Source organism: Sporosarcina jeotgali (genome assembly GCF_033304595.1).
In the GTDB taxonomy this organism is placed as follows: domain Bacteria; phylum Bacillota; class Bacilli; order Bacillales_A; family Planococcaceae; genus Sporosarcina; species Sporosarcina jeotgali.
Genome location: NZ_CP116341.1, coordinates 2,001,633 through 2,017,892, shown reverse-complemented (window position 1 = coordinate 2,017,892; position 16,260 = coordinate 2,001,633). Strand labels below are relative to the sequence as shown.

Annotated in this window: 11 protein-coding genes; 5 read left to right on the top strand and 6 right to left on the bottom strand. The window is 44.1% G+C overall.

Features of this window, described 5'->3' with window-relative positions; translation table 11 throughout:
* The first annotated feature begins 252 nt into the window (after window positions 1–252).
* Complete coding sequence (locus tag PGH26_RS09895; RefSeq protein WP_323690918.1) at window positions 253–972, top strand: YtxH domain-containing protein; 720 nt, start codon at window positions 253–255, stop codon at window positions 970–972.
* Between the two features lie 41 nt (window positions 973–1,013).
* Here the strand turns inward: PGH26_RS09895 and PGH26_RS09890 are convergent, their stop codons facing one another.
* Entirely contained in the window at window positions 1,014–3,146 is a 2,133-nt protein-coding gene (locus PGH26_RS09890) for a cell division protein FtsA (RefSeq protein WP_323690917.1), read from the bottom strand.
* Between the two features lie 161 nt (window positions 3,147–3,307).
* Here PGH26_RS09890 and PGH26_RS09885 point away from each other — a divergent pair, with 161 nt between their 5' ends.
* Both PGH26_RS09885 and ccpA read left to right on the top strand, forming a co-directional pair.
* On the top strand, window positions 3,308–4,390 hold the full coding sequence (locus tag PGH26_RS09885) for a bifunctional 3-deoxy-7-phosphoheptulonate synthase/chorismate mutase (RefSeq protein ID WP_323690915.1): 1,083 nt from the start codon (window positions 3,308–3,310) through the stop codon (window positions 4,388–4,390).
* A gap of 84 nt (window positions 4,391–4,474) precedes the next feature.
* Window positions 4,475–5,479, top strand: coding sequence for a catabolite control protein A (gene ccpA / locus PGH26_RS09880; RefSeq protein WP_323690914.1), 1,005 nt, complete (start codon window positions 4,475–4,477; stop codon window positions 5,477–5,479).
* Between the two features lie 66 nt (window positions 5,480–5,545).
* Here ccpA and PGH26_RS09875 read toward each other — a convergent pair whose 3' ends face one another.
* Genes PGH26_RS09875 through PGH26_RS09865 form a run of 3 tightly spaced genes read right to left on the bottom strand, consistent with a single transcriptional unit; the run spans window position 5,546 to window position 8,007 of the window.
* Window positions 5,546–6,712 (bottom strand): acetoin utilization protein AcuC, encoded by a 1,167-nt coding sequence (locus PGH26_RS09875; RefSeq protein ID WP_323690913.1) that lies wholly within the window; start codon window positions 6,710–6,712, stop codon window positions 5,546–5,548.
* Window positions 6,709–7,359: an acetoin utilization AcuB family protein gene (locus PGH26_RS09870; protein ID WP_323690912.1), complete on the bottom strand. Its 651-nt coding sequence runs from the start codon at window positions 7,357–7,359 to the stop codon at window positions 6,709–6,711. The genes PGH26_RS09875 and PGH26_RS09870 overlap by 4 nt, the downstream gene beginning before the upstream one ends.
* Window positions 7,360–7,374: 15 nt before the next feature.
* The gene (locus PGH26_RS09865; protein WP_323690911.1) at window positions 7,375–8,007 is read right to left on the bottom strand and encodes a GNAT family N-acetyltransferase; all 633 of its coding nucleotides are present in this window, start codon (window positions 8,005–8,007) and stop codon (window positions 7,375–7,377) included.
* A 180-nt stretch (window positions 8,008–8,187) separates the two neighbouring features.
* Here PGH26_RS09865 and acsA point away from each other — a divergent pair, with 180 nt between their 5' ends.
* Window positions 8,188–9,906, top strand: a complete 1,719-nt coding sequence (acsA, locus tag PGH26_RS09860) for an acetate--CoA ligase (RefSeq protein WP_323690910.1) — start codon at window positions 8,188–8,190, stop codon at window positions 9,904–9,906.
* A gap of 89 nt (window positions 9,907–9,995) precedes the next feature.
* On the opposite strand, the gene PGH26_RS09855 is transcribed toward acsA, so the two are convergent.
* Entirely contained in the window at window positions 9,996–13,043 is a 3,048-nt protein-coding gene (locus tag PGH26_RS09855) for a transglycosylase domain-containing protein (protein WP_323690909.1), read from the bottom strand.
* A 366-nt stretch (window positions 13,044–13,409) separates the two neighbouring features.
* Between PGH26_RS09855 and tyrS the strand changes: the two genes are divergently transcribed.
* Window positions 13,410–14,675, top strand: coding sequence for a tyrosine--tRNA ligase (gene tyrS / locus PGH26_RS09850; RefSeq protein ID WP_323690908.1), 1,266 nt, complete (start codon window positions 13,410–13,412; stop codon window positions 14,673–14,675).
* 838 nt (window positions 14,676–15,513) lie between these two features.
* Here the strand turns inward: tyrS and rpsD are convergent.
* Window positions 15,514–16,116: a 30S ribosomal protein S4 gene (gene rpsD / locus PGH26_RS09845; protein WP_323690907.1), complete on the bottom strand. Its 603-nt coding sequence runs from the start codon at window positions 16,114–16,116 to the stop codon at window positions 15,514–15,516.
* Window positions 16,117–16,260: the final 144 nt, after the last annotated feature.

The window sequence follows — 16,260 nt, the reverse complement described above, 5'->3', positions numbered from 1 at the left end:
TCTTGATTTTTTAAAAGGAAATACTGACTTGTTGTCGAAAATGGAAACTAAGGTTAAAGTTTAGCCTGCAGAGTGTCAGGGTAAAAGTACTCATAAGATCGTTGACAGGGAGGAGTGAACTGCTTCAATCTGTTGTACATAACGGAAAGTCGCTGCAATGTAAACATTCAGCGAAGTTACGAACCGTGCAGACAGAAGAATGCCATTGGACTACTGACCAACCTAGAAACGTCATTTTAAGGAGGAGATCGCATGAGCGACAACTACAACAAAACAAATGAACAGAACGATATTTATGAAAACTCTTACGGAGAGCCATCCCAATTACCGATGAATTATAATTACTTCCCAACGGATACAGACCGTTTCTATGAAGAAGAAAGTTCAAGCTCAGGCAGCTTTTTAATGGGAGCAGTAGTGGGCGGAGTAATTGGTGCAGCGGCGGCACTTTTCCTAGCACCTAAAACAGGTAGAGAAATGCGCGATGATTTTTCGACTCAAGCAGTGCAATTGAAAAATAAAAGCATCGAGCTCAGTTCCACAGCGAAAGACAAAGCGGTCGACCTGACAGCTACTGCTAAAGACAAAGCAGCAGATTTCACATCCACTGCTAAGGATAAGGCAGCTGATTTGTCCAGTACTGCAAAAGAAAAAGCGACACAGCTTTCTGCAGCAGCTAAAGAAAAGTCTGAAGACCTTAAGAAAAATGTCCAAGACCAGACTGAAAAAGTAAAATCGATGACTTCAAAGACGACTGCACCAATGGATGATGGCACAGCTTCTTCTGAAGGCGAAGAGCCTATTGTGAACAACGGCCAGAAAGATGCTTCTAAAAAGGCTGAAGAGAAAAAAGAGGCAAGCAATCAAACTACCAAAAATAGTGATGTTGCCTATGACAATTCAGATAATATCGGTAAGAACAAAAACATCAATCAGAACGCAGTTTCTGATGAAAAACCTAAAACTAATTAAACGGGAAAACGCCATTCAGCTTCTGCGCTGAATGGCGTTTTTTACGTAATTAAAATTTCTAATTCGTCTCCTCCGAATAGCTGATCATAAAATTGTATCGGCTGTTTGTTACGAAGCAGTTTATAGGAAGTTGCTGAACCAGCAGGCAACTGATAATCTACAAATGCAAAAACATCACTGAATGTAATCGGCTGTCCTGTTAAGGGCGTCACTTTCAACTGGTCATCTTCTGTAAGCTTGGCAGTCGGTTCAACTGGCTGGTCATTCAGCATGACGGAGAACCGTGGTTTCGTAATGGTTACTTGAGTGCCGTTGAATGCAACTGTTAATTGTTCTGTCAATTGAACGCCCAATTCATTTGCAACTTCTGCCACTGTAGTCAGGGACTTTTGTTCGCTCGTTATATGATCTCCATCTTCCAATTGAGAAGTAAGAGAGATGGGAAATCCGTTGCGAGAATAAACAGGAGGCTTGGATTTGAGATGTACCCGTTTTCCATTCAGCATGACCGCTTGGAGGGATCCATGACTGCCGCTGTCCTCATTCAAGATGTGTAATGCATCACGCAATGTAAATGGGCAATGAACCTGGATATCATCCCGGTCTTGAATCATTGTCTGCAGATCTCGCGGGCTGTTATTCACGATTACTTCCGTTTTTAATATCACCGTCTGATTGTTGATTTTTACAGAAATCATTTCAGTTTGTATTTCAGTCACATCTTCTATAGCAGCGTGTGCAGAGTGTCCATCTTCTCCTAATACGAGTTCAATGGAGTCCCCATTACAAATCGGATCTTTTGAACTGACGGACTCACCGTTATTAAGTATTACTGAAGGTGTTCCATGACTTCCAGGCAGTGTAATTTCTTGCCCGTTCAGTGTGAAACGCAGCGCAAGACCTGGCTTTCCGTATAATTGTTTAGCTTTAATCCCTGCTGCCAGAAGCGCATCACCTACTGTCATTTCTTTTAGCTCAAAGAGTCGGATTGTCTTATCATTCACAGTTACAGACATGTATTGAATCGGTGCACGTTTTGCTGCGATTGCAATTCCGATTGGCGTTACAAGTGCAGGAGAGGAGATGATGTGCTCTGCAAGTGTCACTTCAGACAATGCATCCAGCCCGCGGACAGCAACGCGCTGTAATGGGAGCTCGAGAGCAGCGCCGAGTTTACTCGTCAGAGCAGGAGTCAGACTGCCGCCGCCCACCAGCATCACGGCTTGAGGGGACGCATTGTTTAATCGCTTGATTTCATTGGCAATCGACTCTGAGAGTCTGTCGATCGCAGGCATAATGCTCGTAATCACTTCTTGTGAGGGAAGTTGTTGTTCGAAACCTAAAATATCATTGATGACCACAGTATCTTCGTTGAACAGCAATCGCTTTATGCGTTCTGCCTCAGGAAAATCCAGCAAATAGCTGGAACTCAATGCTTCAGTAATTTCGTCTCCAGCCACTGGAACCATACCAAATGCAGAAACGGTGTTATGATTAGTAAGTGCAATATCTGAGGTGCCAGCACCAATATCGACTAAAGCTACATTTAACCGTCTCATCGATTGCGGTACCAAGACATTGATGGCAGCAATTGGTTCAAGGGTCAGTGCGTCCATTTCAAGGTCTGCTCGTTTTAGCGCTGAGAGCAGCGATTCCACTACAACACGCGGTAAGAATGTAGCAATGACTTCAACACTGGCAGAGCGGCCTGTTTGGTCAATCAAACTGCCAATCTCATCTTCATCCAGCAAGTAATGCAGAACAGAGTATCCCACGCAATAATATTGATTCTCTGATGTGATGGAGTCAGAGGATAGTAACTCTTGCTGTGCTTTTTGGACGGCACCCAGTTCCAATCGGTTGATGTCTTCTGTGTTGATGAGTGCATGCTCTGTAATATCGACTGACATTTTGCCGATTCCTGTTTTTAATGCGCGTCCTGCAGCAGCTACGCTGACTTTTTTCAAAGGTCCGTGCCGTTCTTCGAGCAAGGTTTTCATTTGCTCAATCACTGAAGCTACACTGACTATGTTATGTATTTGTCCGTCAATCATGGAGCGCTCCTTATGTTCAATTACTTCCAGATCGACAACATGATACCCTGAGTTTACTTCTTCCAATATAATTCCGACAACAGAACGTGTTCCGATATCAAGTGCGAATAAAGGCGCCACTTTAGTACCTCCTAAGACTTTCCGATATATTATATATGACAATTTAGCGAAATAGCGTGACTTTTCAACCGAGGTTCATTATACTAGGTCTATTATTATAAAATGTACCATACATTCTCCAATGCGAAAAGGGAATGCTATGAATGGGGAGGAGAATGATTATGCGCCAAAATGATTTGGAAGAGCTTCGGTCTCAGGTAACTGAACTGAACGTAAAGATTTTAGATCTCATTAACGATCGTACGGCTGTCGTGCAAGAAATCGGTAAAGTAAAAGAAAAACAAGGTGTTAATCGTTATGATCCGGTTCGAGAGAGAGAAATGCTGGATTTCTTGAAAGATGCGAACAAAGGACCCATTCCAAATGGTATTCTTGAACAAGTATTTAAAGGGATTTTCATGTCTGCACTTGAAATTCAAGAAGACGAGCAGAAGAAAGCACTTCTCGTTTCACGTAAACGAAAAGCAGAAGATACTATCGTAGACATTAACGGTGAAAAAATTGGGGATGGGACGCCTTCATTTGTCTTCGGACCATGTGCTGTTGAGTCCTATGAACAAGTGCTGGCAGTAGCTCAGTCCATTAAAGCAAAAGGACTCACAATGATGCGTGGCGGTGCATATAAGCCGCGTACATCACCTTATGATTTCCAAGGGTTAGGATTGGAAGGATTGAAGATTTTAAAGCGTGTATCGGATGAAACAGGGCTGTCCATCGTGACAGAGATCATAACCCCTTCACATCTAGAAGAAGCGCTTGATTATATAGATGTCATTCAAATCGGTGCGCGGAATATGCAAAACTTCGAGCTTCTTAAAGAAGCAGGAAAAGCCAACAAGCCAGTATTGTTGAAACGCGGACTAGCTGCAACAATCGATGAATTCATCCACGCTGCAGAATATATCATGTCAAAAGGGAATTCCCAAATTATGCTGTGTGAACGGGGCATTCGTACGTACGAACGTGCGACTCGCAATACACTAGATATTTCTGCTGTTCCAATCTTAAAGCAAGAGACGCATTTACCTGTATTTGTGGACGTTACTCACTCTACAGGCAGAAAAGATCTTCTGATTCCAACGGCTAAAGCAGCAATCGCTGTCGGTGCTGATGGGGTCATGGCAGAAGTACACCCAGACCCGGCGGTTGCTTTGTCTGACTCAGCTCAACAAATGAACATTGAACAATTTGACGAATTCTACGAAGAGATGCAGCGTTTCATGAATACACATCAAATTGTATAATTTTATGCCGGAGCTTCCATGGCTCCGGCTTTTTGGTATAATAGGAACGGAAGATAAAATGATACGGAGAAAGGGGAGGTCAGTATGGCGGTAACAATTTATGACGTGGCCCGAGAAGCGAACGTCTCAATGGCTACTGTATCACGGGTGGTCAATGGTAATCCCAACGTGAAACCAGCAACGCGTAAGAAGGTAACAGCATGCATTGAACGGCTCGGCTATCGGCCAAATGCCGTGGCACGCGGCCTCGCCAGCAGAAAAACGACAACTGTAGGTGTGATCGTACCGGATATTTCAAAAAGTTATTATGCAGAACTCTCTAGAGGGATTGCAGATGTTGCGACGATGTACGAGTATAACATCATTCTATCGAACTCTGATAAGCGCCCGCTGCGTGAAATGGAACTCATTGAGGATCATTTAGGGAAGCAAGTGGATGGGTTAATATTCATGAGCGATTCGATCTCAGATGATGTACGTAAGGAAATGAATTCTGCAAACATCCCAATTGTGTTAGCAGGGACGCTGGATTCTAAATTTGAATTTCCGACAGTGAATATCGAAAATAAGGAAGCCGCACACGCTGCAGTGAATGAGCTGATTGAAAACGACCATAAACGCATAGCGTTCATTTCCGGGCCATTCAGCCGTGACATTAATCGGCTTTCTAAGAAGACTGGGTATGAAGAAGCGATGGCTGAAGCAGGTTTATCAATTCCTGAAGGGTATATCGTCGAGACGGATAATACATACGATGACGCATACGAAGTATGGAACCGTTTAAAGAAGTTACCCGAACCTCCTACAGCTGTTTTTGCAGGAAATGACGAAATTGCTGTCGGATTAATGAATGGAATACGCGATGCAGGTCTTGCGGTACCGAATGATATCGAGCTGATCTGTTTCCAGCACTCTATTCTTGCGAGAGCAGTGCGTCCGCAGTTAACAGCTATTCGTGTGCCGTTGTATGATTTAGGAGCCGTATCGATGAGACTCTTAACGAAGTTGATGAATGGTGAAGAAGTTGACCAAAAGCAAGTTGTCTTGCCATATCAATTGGAACAGCGAGATTCTGTACGAAGTAACTAATGTTTAGAAATCCAAAAAAGAAAAGCAGAGGGCTAAGTCAGTCGCTCTGCTTTTCTTTTTTTTCCACTATCGCGGTTGTTGCTCACTTCGTATGTAGTGCAGTGAACGGTCCATGACTTGAGCATTCTTTTCTTCAATTTCTGCTTTTCTAGGAATCGGTTTATATAAGGGGTGGGGATCTTCCCACGTTTCAATCAGAGGGACAGGTGACTCCGGCTGCCAGCGGGTCAGCCATTCTTTCGGTAGAGGTCCTGTCGGTGCGGGTAGTTTCTTCATCGCATACCAGATATGCGACCAAGCCCGGGGGACGACCCGCCATATATCATATCCGCCGCCGCCTACCGCTATCCATTTGCCATTACAATACTCGTCTGCCAGTTCGCGGGCGATTCTAGGTATTTCCTTATAGATTTCCATCGTGCCGTACAAATGAGTTAACGGATCAAAAAAATGAGCATCCGCGCCGTTTTGCGTCAAAATCACATCGGGTTTAAACCATTCAACGACTTCACGGAAAGCGGTTTCATAAATGGAAAGAAAGGATTCGTCTTCCGTGAAAGCATCAATCGGAAAGTTGAACGAAGTCCCATAGCCTTTTCCGTTCCCGCGTTCAGTTACATGCCCGGTTCCGGGGAATAGATAACGTCCCGTTTCATGGATGGACAATGTGCATACGTCGGGGTCGTCGTAGAATGTCCACTGAACTCCATCGCCGTGGTGGGCATCCGTATCGATGTAAAGAACTCGCGAATCGTAGTTTTTCTGTAAATAACGGATGGCGACAGAGCTATCATTGTAAACACAAAATCCCGAGGCTTTTCCCTGGAAACCATGATGAAGGCCGCCGCCAAGATTTAGCGCATAGCCAGCGCGATTTTGCATGACTTCATCCACAGCAGTTAAAGTGCCGCCGACGAGCATAGCACTCGCTTCATGCATATTTGGAAAAATCGGCGTATCTTCAGTCCCGATTCCATATACGCTTCCAACTTCAGGTCCAACCTCACCTTTGCCCGCCTTCTTTACCATTTCAACGAATTTGGGTTCATGTACTAACATCAATTCTTCGTCCGTTGCTACGCGGGGAGGGATAATATCTTCGTCGGTGATCGCATGCATCTCTTTCAGTAAATCTAATGTTAAAACGATTCTTTTCTGATTGAAAGGGTGTGTATCTGAAAATGAGTAACCCAGCTGATCTTCTGAAAATATGAAAACGGCATCCTTCTTCATACTTCTGCCCCAGGAAAGTTCGGCCAAAGAACGTCAAATCCACGCCCTTTTAGTCCTTCGATAATTGGAATAGGATTCATCGTCTTAATGCGGATCACTAGAATTTTATTTGCTTCATTCTCTTTGTCAGGATAGACCAGCACACTTTGTACATTCGTTTGGAATTCATTGAACACTTTCGTCACTTCATATAGAATTCCAGGAATGTTAGGAACACGAACTTCAATTTGTGAACCGGGCTGATGTGCACCTGTTAACTCAATATATTTATATAATAAATCTGTTTCTGTAATGATACCGATAAGCTGCTGGTTGGAAACGATAGGGAGACAACCAATTTGGTTATGATAGAAAACTAACGCGGACTCCTCTACAAAGTCCATCGGATGCCCTGTAATGGGATTCTTGACCATGCATTCGGAAAGCTGCATTTCATAAACCGCAGCAAGATTTTCTGTTGGCTTATCTCCATATGGAAGGATCTCTTTCAAGTCGCGGTCGGTTACAATCCCGACAAGCTGATTGTCTTGAATAACAATAGGGAGGTGCCGGATGTGGCGTATTCTCATTAAGTCTGCAGCATCTTTTACTGTATGATCGGGTGTTAATGTAATGACTTCAGTTTTCATGATTTCTTCGATTAACATAGTTTCCCTTCTTTCTTAGTACAGAAATCTGTTTTTAAAACGCAGGCTGTCAAATCGCTGAACATCCTCTTGCTCGATGCGTTTGCCAATTCGAGCCATTAAACAGTTTGCCGGGTGTGAACAAATTTCGGGATCATCTGTTGCGAAATACTCGAGTCCTCCGTGCTGCATCATTTTCTCCATCACTTTTCGGTACTCCCAGACATTCAGCTTGGTCTCTTTTAAGTCCCAATGCCAATAGTATTCAGTTGTAATGACAATATAGTCTTCCATTGCATCGTCCATCATTGAAACTTCGAGAAGCGCTTTACCGACACCGCCCCCCCGATACTTGGCAATGACTTCAATTGCGCCTAATTCAATCAAATTTTCCATATTTCCCTCAGACCAGCGCTCTAGTGGATCAGGATACAAGTAAGTAACATATCCGACAATTTGATCTTGATTTCGGGCAATAATAATTCGGCCTTCAGGCAGCTTAGAAATTCCAACCAAAGCTTTGTGCTGCTGTGCTGGAGGTCTGAATGCTACCAATCCTTCATGAAATGCATAACTTTCAAGATCGGAAGTTCGTATGGGACCTTCTATAATAAGATCTCCATTTCTATGCTTCAATTCCAACGCATTATAGGTTTTTACATGTTCCAACCATTTCACCGCCTTCAGCTGATAATCCATCTGCTTACAGTATACATGAATCGTATGATGATTTTGATGTTATTTCTTACAAAACGGAGAACTATCGGAAAAATGTTATTTGTTTGCTAATTTAATAGAAGTTCATGTAGAATAAAAACGTTAGTACATATATATCAAGGGGGTTCTGTTATGGCTTTAAAAACAATTCCGGCATTACAATCTGATTATCAGATGGAAAACTATGACAAATTGGCGGCTGATTTCGATTGGAAAGAAGCTGAAAAAGCCTTCAGCTGGTATGAAACGGGAAAAGTGAATATTGCGCACGAAGCGGTTGATCGACATGCCGATTCCTTCCGCAAAAACAAAGTTGCGCTTTACTATAAAGATGGTTCACGCAACGAAACTTATACATTCGGAGATTTAAAGAAGTACTCGAATAAGGCTGCGAATGTATTAAAAAATTGCTCAACCTTGGAGAAAGGCGATCGGATTTTCGTCTTTATGCCGCGGTCACCTGAATTATACTTCGCTCTTTTAGGTGCTTTAAAAATCGGTGCAATTGTAGGTCCGTTATTTGAAGCATTTATGGAGGGGGCTGTCTACGACCGGTTGGACGACAGCGATGCAAAAGCAATCGTCACAACTCCGGAACTCGTAGATCGCATTCCAGTCGACCGCTTACCGAAATTGGAAACTGTTTTCGTCGTGGGGGACGATGTAGCAGAAGAAGGTAAAGTAATTAGTTTCAGCAAGCATTTTGAAAAAGCATCTAAAGACTTCAATGTGGAGTGGCTGGATCGTGAATCACCGACATTGCTCCATTATACTTCAGGTTCTACAGGAAAACCTAAAGGTGTCTTGCACGTCCAAGAAGCAATGGTTCAGCAATTGCAAACTGCAAAGTGGGTACTCGATCTGCGTGAAGAAGATGTATTTTGGTGTACAGCTGACCCAGGTTGGGTGACTGGCACGGCATATGGTATTTTCGGTCCGCTGCTGGCCGGTACAACAAACCTGATTGTCGGTGGACGCTTCTCTACAGATGCATGGTATGGCGCGGTAGAAGAATTTGGTGTATCCGTCTGGTATAGCGCTCCGACAGCTTTCCGTATGCTGATGGGCGCAGGAAGCGCTGCGATGGAAAAGCATGATTTATCATCCCTTCGCCATATTTTGTCTGTCGGAGAGCCATTGAATCCTGAAGTCGTTCGCTGGGGGATGGAAACATTCAATATGCGAATCCATGATACATGGTGGATGACGGAAACTGGTGCACAGATGATTTGTAACTTCGGCTCCCTTCCATTGAAGCCAGGTTCTATGGGGAAACCGGTGCCGGGTATTGAAGCAGCAATCGTAGACGATCAAGGAAACGTTTTACCTCCAAACCGAATGGGCAACTTGGCGTTGAAAAAAGGATGGCCAGCGATGATGAGAGCCATTTGGAATAATCCTGAAAAGTACGAGTCTTATTTCTTGAATGATGAATGGTATGTATCTGGGGATTCAGCCTATATGGATGAGGACGGATACTTCTTCTTCCAAGGTCGTGTTGACGATGTGATCATGACAAGCGGAGAGCGCGTAGGTCCATTTGAAATTGAAAGTAAATTAATTGAGCACCCTGCGATTGTTGAAGCAGGGGTTATCGGTAAACCCGATCCAGTTCGCGGTGAAATCATCAAGGCGTTCATTGCGCTGCATGACGGCTATGAGCCGACAGATGAACTGAAAGAAGAGATTCGTCAATTTGTGAAAAAAGAGCTGGCAGGTCATGCAGCTCCTCGAGAAATTGAATTCAAAGATAAACTTCCAAAGACACGCAGCGGTAAAATCATGAGACGTGTGCTAAAGGCATGGGAACTCGATTTACCAACAGGCGATTTGTCGACGATGGAAGACTGATAATACAAAGAAAGCTGGACAGTTACCCCGTATGGGAACTGTCCAGCTTTTTTAGTTTGAAATTTTAGGAAAGCGGGGGACGGTGAGGATTAGTCACCATCTGAATCACCCTCACCATCGCCGCCGTTAGCAGGCGGCTTCGGTTTCCCGTCGCCTCCTCCGTTAGCGGGCGGTTTTGGTTTCCCATCGCCGCCGTTAGCAGGCGGCTTCGGTTTCCCATCTCCACCACCATTAGCAGGCGGTTTCGGTTTAGTATCGCCGCCTCCGTTAGCAGGCGGTTTCGGTTTGTTATCTGCACCAGTATTCGAATCAGGCGGTGTCGTTCCTGTATTACCGTCACCATCTCCTGATCCATTTGTTGAGTCGTCCGGTTTTTCTTCTGGTTTAGGTGTTTCCGCGGCTATCGTAACTGCGTTCGAAGGAGCAGAAGTTAACCCCGTAATATCTACAGCTCGTACTGTATAAGTGCCACTTCCGATTGGGAATGAAAGTGACTGACCATCTCTGATTGTCCCTACACGTGTTCCGCCATTGTAGACATAATACCCAATAACATCATTTGAAGGTGACGCACTCCATGTTAGTACAGATCCATTTGCCGATGCACTTACACTTGCAGGCGCTGCACCATCCGCAGGGAAGATCGCTCCTGATACGACGCGAGATGCAAAGGATGATTTTATCGGGAATAACTTAGATGCATCCCCGCCAAGAGGTCCGAGCATCCGTTTGATAAATTCTTGATTGACCCCAACGCCGCCAGCAGTAATGAATTCTGAAGGTGTCGAAGGCAATGCAGCATATCGTGTGCCTTTAACAGATACCGAAGCTGAAGAAATGATGCTGTCATCCGGTTTGTTAGGAAGCATGACATTTGCATTGAATAGATCAGAACGGACTAATCCAGCAGCTGAACATGCAGCTGACGGTGCTAGTCCGGAGATTCCGCAGAATGAGCGGTTTACAACACCTTTTGGCTGCTGGAAGCGTACGCCTTGACCAACTGTTTCAGGACGGGCCTGGTTGATGGCATTCATGAATTGAGCATACAAAGCATTTGTACGTGAGCTTGCAGTACCATATTGTGCGTTTCCTGGTCCCTCAAGTGATTTAGTCTGATACTTATAACCAAGCCATACACCTAGAGAAACGTTAGGGTTATACCCTAGCAGCCAGGCATCGCTGAATCCATTGGTTGTCCCACTTTTAGCTGCAATATCCACATTGAAATTCAGTTTGCTTTTCATTACTTTAGCAGTACCACTAGTAGCAACATCACGAAGCATATCTGTTACGATGTACGCAGTTTGCGGGCTGAATACCTGCACAGGCTCGACTTTGTGCTGATAAACAACTTTACCTGAGCGATCTTCGATTTTCTCGATAATGTACGGTTCTACGTGTTGACCGCTATTAGCGAGTGTGGAATATGCACTTGTGTTTTCTTGAACTGTTCCGCCGTATTCCAAACCGCCGAGTGCAGCGGAAAGGTTTGTGTAGTCATGTTTTACTAAACTTGAATAACCCATTTTTTCCAGGAACTCTGCAGGCCGCCGATCAATCATTTGCTGATAAAGACGGAGTGCAGCTAAGTTCTGTGAAGTGGTCAGCGCTTGACGGGCAGAAATGATGCCCAGCTCTTGTGTCGGTATAAAGTTGGCTGGAGCATACGAGCCAGCTCGGAATTTCACATCAACGACAGGACTTCCTGCACCAATTAAACCAAATTCAATAGCAGGTGCATATACAAGTAAAGGTTTAATCGTTGAACCAGGCTGACGGGTAGTCTGTGTTGCATGATTTGTCGCTTCTATTTCATGATCCCGGCCGCCGACAAAGGCTAAAATTTTCCCTGTCTTGTTGTCCAGCAGTGTGGCTCCGACTTGAACGGGTAATTTCTCCGTTTTCTTCTCGCCGGTTTGTTTGTTAGTTGCTGTCACAGCAGTCGTGAATCCATATTGTGAAAAGTTTTCTGAAACATCATTCATCGCATTGTACAATTGCAAGTCAACAGTTGAATGAATTCGGAAGCCATCATTTCGCATGGAACGTTCTGCTAAAATACTATATTTCTCATTCAGTTTCTTATCTTCTTTTAACCGGTCTTTGTCAATTCCATCTTCTTCTGCAATTTTGTCAGCTAGAATAGCGATGGTACTGCGCTGTATTTCATCAGTTAAGTATTCATCTCTGCTCTTAGGTGCAGGTGCAGCAGTTCTGAAATCTTTTGTGATATCGTAGGCGATGGCTTCATTATATTCTTTCTCTGTAATATATTCCGTTTCTTTCATGCGGAATAATACAGTTTTCATCCGATTCACGCCGGGTTTCAGCCCTTCTTCGTCTTTCAAGCCATTTGAGCCATTATAGAATGGTGTATAAGCAAACGGAGCTTGTGGAATCCCCGCGATATAAGCAGCTTGAGCCAGATTCAGTTCTTTTGCAGTCTTATTGAAAATACCTTCTGCAGCCGCTTCAATTCCTGCGACGTTACCGCCGTTTGAATTTCGTCCGTAAGGAATGATATTCAAATAGGCTTCCAGAATCTCTTCTTTCGTCATAAAGTGCTCTAAACGCATCGCGAGCAAGAGTTCCTTTGCTTTACGTTCGTATGAGATTTCGTTCGTTAGAATCTGATTTTTAATAAGTTGCTGTGTTAGTGTGGATCCGCCCGTTTGACTGTCTGAGTTGGTGACGTCCTGGAAAAGTCCGCGGAAAACCGCTTTAGGAACAATCCCGTTATGTGTATTAAAGTACTCATCTTCCGTCGCGTACACGGCGTTGATGACGTAAGGGGAGACGTCCTCGAGTTTGACCTCTTTGCGGTCAATATCAGCTCGTACTTTCCTTAAATACTTTCCATTTGTATAGATTTCGGATGTTTCTTCATAACTTAAAATTTCATCTCGCATTTCCTGTTTGGAACGAAGAGGTTCCTTTTCAACAAGTGAGGCAAAGTAACCCGCCCCTACGGAAGCGCCGAAAACCGTTAACGTCAAACCGATAACGAAGAAAAGCAAAAAGAGATTCCAGATGACGCCAGAGGCAATCCGGGTATTTTTTGCCCATTTGGTTTTCTTGATCGCTTCGAATTTATCTTCAAGTTCTTCAACACGTTTTTTGTCCTGTTTTGTCAATTCGTTCCCTCCTAAAAATCTTATTAATTATAGCATATTCTAACAGTAGTGAACTGAATTTGTTTGACAAATTTCCATTTTCGACTACAATGTGATGTAGTTACTCTTCACAGTGAAGAAGCCGCAGTAGTGGCAGGCGATCCGTATAGAGAGGCAGCGGTAGGTGGAAGCTGCTCGGTATCCTGTTTACGAATTACAGCTTTGGAGTGTTGCGCGGATAGCGGCGTTATTGCTAATAAAGCGGAGATAATATCTCAAGCTGGGTGGTACCGCGCTTACATTTACAGTTAGCGTCCCTGCATGATCTTTTAGATCGTGCAGGGACTTTTTTTGTATTTGTGAAGCAAAAATGGAGGAGGAAGTTAAATGACGATGAACTTATTAGATGATTTAAAATGGAGAGGGCTGCTTTACCAGCAAACGGATGAGGAAGGAATGGCTAAACTGCTAGGCGAACAAAAAGTATCGCTCTATTGCGGCGTCGATCCGACTGCGGACAGCATGCATATCGGACATATTGTTCCACTTTTGACACTTCGTCGTTTTCAGCTGTACGGTCATCGTCCGATTTTACTTATTGGCGGAGCGACAGGGATGATCGGGGATCCATCATTCCGTGCGGATGAGAGACAACTTCAAACTGAAGCGCAAGTGGATGAAAATGTGAAATGCTTAACAGTTCAGCTGGAGCGTTTGTTCGACTTTGCGGATGAAAATGGAGCGCGTCTAGTTAACAATAAAGACTGGATGGGCCCGATGAGTGCGATTGGATTCTTGCGCGACTACGGTAAATTATTGAATGTAAATTACATGTTAGGAAAAGAAAACGTGGCGTCCCGTTTAGAAACAGGGATTTCATTTACAGAATTCACATACATGCTCATTCAAGGGATCGACTTCAACCATTTGTATGATCACTTCGGCTGCCGTGTTCAAATCGGCGGATCGGATCAGTGGGGCAACATCACGACAGGTCTTGAAATCATCCGGAAAACACATGAAGAAGAGACGAAAGCATTCGGAATTACGATTCCGCTCGTGACGAAATCTGACGGTACAAAGTTTGGTAAAACAGCTGGCGGTGCAGTCTGGTTAGATGCTGCCAAGACTTCACCTTATGAGTTCTACCAATTCTGGATCAATGCAGCAGATGCGGACGTTGTACACTACTTGAAGATTTTCACATTCCTGGATCGTTCAGAAATTGAAGAACTCGAGCGTTCGGTTGCAGATGAACCGCATTTGCGTAAAGCACAGAAGACATTGGCTGAAGAAATGACGCGTCTGATTCACGGCCAAGAATCACTTGACCAAGCGATTCGTATTTCTGCAGCGCTATTCAGCGGGGATTTGAAAAAGCTGACAACTTCAGAAATGAAGGATGCTTTTAAAGATGTCCCTACATTCCAAATGGCGAAAGAGGATCACAATATCGTTGAGTTGTTAGTGGAAGCCGGCATTTCACCTTCTAAGCGCCAAGCGCGCGAAGATGTAACAAACGGGGCGATTTCTTTAAACGGTGACAAAGTGACAGATACAGCACACGATGTGTCGTCAGAGGACCGATTAGAAGATGCATTTACGATTGTGCGCCGCGGTAAGAAGAAATACACAATGATTATGTTTGGCTAAGTTGAATAGGAAAAAGAGAGAAGGAGATATTTCCTTCTCTTTTTTTATTGGGGCAAGGGCTCATAACCCGGGGGAAGTGATCATAACTATGTGGGAGCGCTCATAACGCGCGAAAAGTGATCATAACCATGGTGAAGCGCTCATAAATCGCGGAAAGTGCTCATAACCATGGAGAAACGCACATAAATCGCGGAAAGTGATCATAACCATGGGGAAGCGCACATAAATCGCGGAAAGTGATCATAACCATGGAGAAGCGCTCATAAACCGCGGAAAGTGATCATAACCATGGGGAAGCGCTCATAAATCGTGAAAAGTGATCATAACAATAGAGAAACGATCATAAATCAATGAAAAATGGTCTTCACCTTGTGAACAATCGAGGAGGAAGTGGAAATCCTAACTACTCCATTTATCTATCCCTGAATGCGCAGCGAAGCGAAGCACAGCAATTAGTCTTGGTTTCTAAAATTAGGAAAAGAAGGATTGGTCGCGAGTTTGGATATGGGTGGGAGAAGGTATCTTATCGCGGAATCTAGTGAGAATGATCATCACCTAGGAAAAGCTCATAACTCAGCGGAAGCGCTCATAACGCGCGGAAAGTGATCATAACCAATGAGAAGCGCTCATAAATCGTGAAAAGTGATCATAACCATGGAGAAGCGCTCATAAACCGCGGAAAGTGATCATAACCATGGAGAAGCGCTCATAACGCGCGGAAAGCGCTCATAACCTGCAATAAAGTGATCATAACCTAAGAAACAGCACATCCTAAAAATGAACTCAACAAATCAAAAAAATCCCTTCCGGAAACTCCGGAAGGGATGTAAACTCATTATTAACGAGAGTAGAATTCAACGATAAGAGCTTCGTTGATTTCAGCAGAAAGCTCGCTGCGTTCTGGAAGGCGTACGAATGAACCGACTTTAGTGTCAGCATTGAACGCTACGAACTCAGGTACATAGCTGTTGATTTCGATTGATTCGTTAACGATGTCAAGGTTTTGTGATTTTTCACGAAGAGAAATCTCTTGACCTGGCTTCACGCTGTAAGAAGGGATATCTACGCGCTTACCGTCAACAAGGATGTGACCGTGGTTTACAAGCTGGCGAGCTGCACGACGTGTGCGAGCAAGACCAAGACGGTAAACGATGTTGTCCAAGCGAGTTTCAAGAAGGATCATGAAGTTCTCACCGTGGATTCCTTGCATTTTACCTGCTTTGTTGAACAATGTGCGGAACTGACGCTCATTCACACCGTACATGAAGCGAAGTTTTTGTTTCTCTTGTTGTTGAAGACCGTATTCAGAAAGTTTTTTACGCTGATTCGGGCCGTGTTGACCTGGAGCGTAAGGACGCTTTTCGATTTCTTTACCAGTGCCGCTTAGTGAGATACCAAGACGACGAGATTGTTTCCAAGATGGACCTGTATAACGAGCCATGAATGACTCCTCCTCTGTTGGTTTTATTTTGTTGTAAAATAAGACCAGATGCGTTCAATCCCTACGACATTCTGTTTTCATGTATCTTCACCTCTGCAGCCAAGGGTTACAGGATACACCTCAAATTGAGGAACAGACTGAGCA